This is a genomic window from Pseudovibrio sp. W74 (assembly GCF_001623085.1).
GTDB lineage: Bacteria > Pseudomonadota > Alphaproteobacteria > Rhizobiales > Stappiaceae > Pseudovibrio.
Genome location: NZ_LMCJ01000017.1, coordinates 121,823 through 125,153, shown reverse-complemented (window position 1 = coordinate 125,153; position 3,331 = coordinate 121,823). Strand labels below are relative to the sequence as shown.

Annotated in this window: 1 rRNA gene; it reads right to left on the bottom strand. The window is 51.1% G+C overall.

Going from position 1 to position 3,331, the window contains the following annotated elements:
* Nucleotides 1–106: 106 nt before the first annotated feature.
* Nucleotides 107–2,837: ribosomal RNA gene (locus PsW74_RS11880) — 23S ribosomal RNA — on the bottom strand.
* Between the last annotated feature and the right edge of the window lie 494 nt (nucleotides 2,838–3,331).

The following is a 3,331-nucleotide window of genomic DNA, read 5'->3' as shown; positions in this document are numbered from 1 at the left end:
TTGTGCCACTCTTTTCGGAGTGTTTGTTGTTGTTATCCAAGTTTTAGCTTTGTTTTGTTGGCGACAAATCTACGTGTTTGTCGTTTATGATTATAGCTTAATGGGAGTGATCAAGATCAATCGAGCTATTAGTAAGGCTCAGCTTCGAGAGTTACCCCTCTTCCACATGCCTCCTATCAACGTGGTGGTCTTCCACGGCTCTCAAGGGATATCTAGTTTTGAGGTTGGTTTCCCGCTTAGATGCCTTCAGCGGTTATCCATTCCGAACATAGCTACCCTGCAATGCGGCTGGCGCCACAACAGGTCCACCAGAGGTTCGTCCATCCCGGTCCTCTCGTACTAGGGACAGATCCTCTCAAATTTCCTACACCCACGGCAGATAGGGACCGAACTGTCTCGCGACGTTCTGAACCCAGCTCACGTACCACTTTAATTGGCGAACAGCCAAACCCTTGGGACCTGCTCCAGCCCCAGGATGTGATGAGCCGACATCGAGGTGCCAAACAATGCCGTCGATATGGACTCTTGGGCATCATCAGCCTGTTATCCCCGGCGTACCTTTTATCCGTTGAGCGATGGCCCTTCCACGAGGGACCACCGGATCACTATGACCGACTTTCGTCTCTGCTCGACTTGTCAGTCTCGCAGTCAGGCAGGCTTATGCCATTGCACTCAACGAGCGATTTCCGACCGCTCTGAGCCTACCTTCGCGCGCCTCCGTTACCATTTGGGAGGCGACCGCCCCAGTCAAACTACCCGCCACACACGGTCCCGGGTATTGTAGTACCGCGGTTAGATATCCATGAGGACAAGGGTGGTATTTCAAGGATGACTCCACCAAAGCTGGCGCCTTGGTTTCAACGTCTACCACCTATCCTACACATGTCATCACGAATACCAGTGTGAAGCTGTAGTAAAGGTGCACGGGGTCTTTCCGTCTGACCGCAGGAACCCCGCATCTTCACGGGGAATTCAATTTCACTGAGTCTGTGCTGGAGACAGCGGGGAAGTCGTTACGCCATTCGTGCAGGTCGGAACTTACCCGACAAGGAATTTCGCTACCTTAGGACCGTTATAGTTACGGCCGCCGTTTACTGGGGCTTCAATTCGGTGCTTGCACACCTCCTCTTAACCTTCCAGCACCGGGCAGGCGTCAGACCCTATACGTCGCCTTGCGGCTTCGCAGAGCCCTGTGTTTTTGATAAACAGTCGCAACCCCCTATTCTGTGCCCCCAATACAAAGTTGCCTTCGTATTGGGCTCCCTTCTCGCGAACTTACGGGAGCAATTTGCCGAGTTCCTTCAGCACAGTTCTCTCAAGCGCCTTGGTATACTCTACCTGTCCACCTGTGTCGGTTTCGGGTACGGTCTTAGCGTGGGAGCTATTTCCAGGAACACCTTCACCGCATCTCCAATCCAATAAGGAGATACGATACACGGCATCCGTCACTACCCACTGGCCGGGGAATATTAACCCCGTTCCCATCGACTACGCCTTTCGGCCTCGCCTTAGGGGCCGGCTAACCCTGCGCCGATTAGCGTTGCGCAGGAACCCTTGGACTTTCGGCGAGAGGGTCTCTCACCCTCTTTATCGTTACTCATGTCAGCATTCGCACTTCTGATACTTCCAGCAGCCCTCACGGGTCCACCTTCATCAGCTTACAGAACGCTCCGCTACCGCTTGTCAAAGACAAGCCCGCAGTTTCGGTGTATGGCTTTAGCCCCGGTACATTTTCGGCGCGGAGACCCTTATTTAGACCAGTGAGCTGTTACGCTTTCTTTAAATGATGGCTGCTTCTAAGCCAACATCCTGGTTGTTTTGGGATCTCTACATCCTTTCCCACTTAGCCATAACTTAGGGACCTTAACTGGCGGTCAGGGTTGTTTCCCTCTCCACAATGGACGTTAGCACCCACTGTGTGTCTGCCCTGCAGTACTTCCTGGTATTCGGAGTTTGGTTAGGATCAGTAAGGCGGTGAGCCCCCATAGCCCATCCAGTGCTCTACCCCCAGGAGTATTCACAGGACGCTCTACCTAAATAGATTTCGCGGAGAACCAGCTATTTCCGAGTTTGATTGGCCTTTCACCCCTAGCCACAAGTCATCCCCGAATTTTTCAACATTCGTGGGTTCGGTCCTCCAGTGCATGTTACTGCACCTTCAACCTGCTCATGGCTAGATCACTCGGTTTCGGGTCTAATCCAACGAACTAAGACGCCCTATTCAGACTCGCTTTCGCTACGCCTACACCTATCGGCTTAAGCTTGCTCGTTAAATTAAGTCGCTGACCCATTATACAAAAGGTACGCTGTTACCCAGAACAAATCTTGGGCTCCAACTGTTTGTAAGCATTCGGTTTCAGGTACTATTTCACTCCCCTCGTCGGGGTACTTTTCACCTTTCCCTCACGGTACTGGTGCGCTATCGGTCGACTAGGAGTACTTAGGCTTGGAGGGTGGTCCCCCCATGTTCAGACAGAATTTCACGTGTTCCGCCCTACTCGAGGACTATAAATCTTTCTACCCGTACGGGACTATCACCCACTAAGGTCAAGCTTCCCAGCTTGTTCCGGTTCTTAATCTATAGCCACTGGCCTGATCCGCGTTCGCTCGCCACTACTAGCGGAGTCTCGGTTGATGTCCTTTCCTCCGGGTACTTAGATGTTTCAGTTCCCCGGGTTTGCCCCCTTGCGGGTACACCTTACGGTGTGGGTTGCCCCATTCAGAAATCGCCGGATCAAAGCTTATTCGCAGCTCCCCGACGCTTATCGCAGCGTATCACGTCTTTCATCGCCTCTAGTCGCCAAGGCATCCACCAAATGCTCTTAAGACACTTGATCACTCTCATTAGCTATAATCATAAAGGCCACTCCAAAAGGAACAGCCAGACTACTGACACTTCCAAAGACACTTCAAAGAAGTGTCGGAAGTGGCATTACTAACAAAAATAAAGCTTGATTTAACTTGGCTTGTACATCGGTTGCTCAATGTACAATCAACAATACATACATCGTATGTATCAAAGACATATGCAATGCATATGCCTAGACCAGTTCATGAGACATAACTGGCGGGGCAGCGGTCAAGCGCCCCCGTACAATACCCTGGCGGGTATTGGTAACTGGCTAGCTGACACATCCGGCAAACCCCTAAAGGTCTGGCGCCAGATGCGGCCAATTATGTCTTCTCTTCAAAATGTCACAGAACAAGCAGGCTTTTGAACAAAACCCGCAAAACGGATGCTTTCATTATGATATCAAAACAGAGAACCGACTTTTCTTTCGAAAAGGCGCCGACACTTCGGACACTTTTTCAAAGTATCTTACAAAGTGGC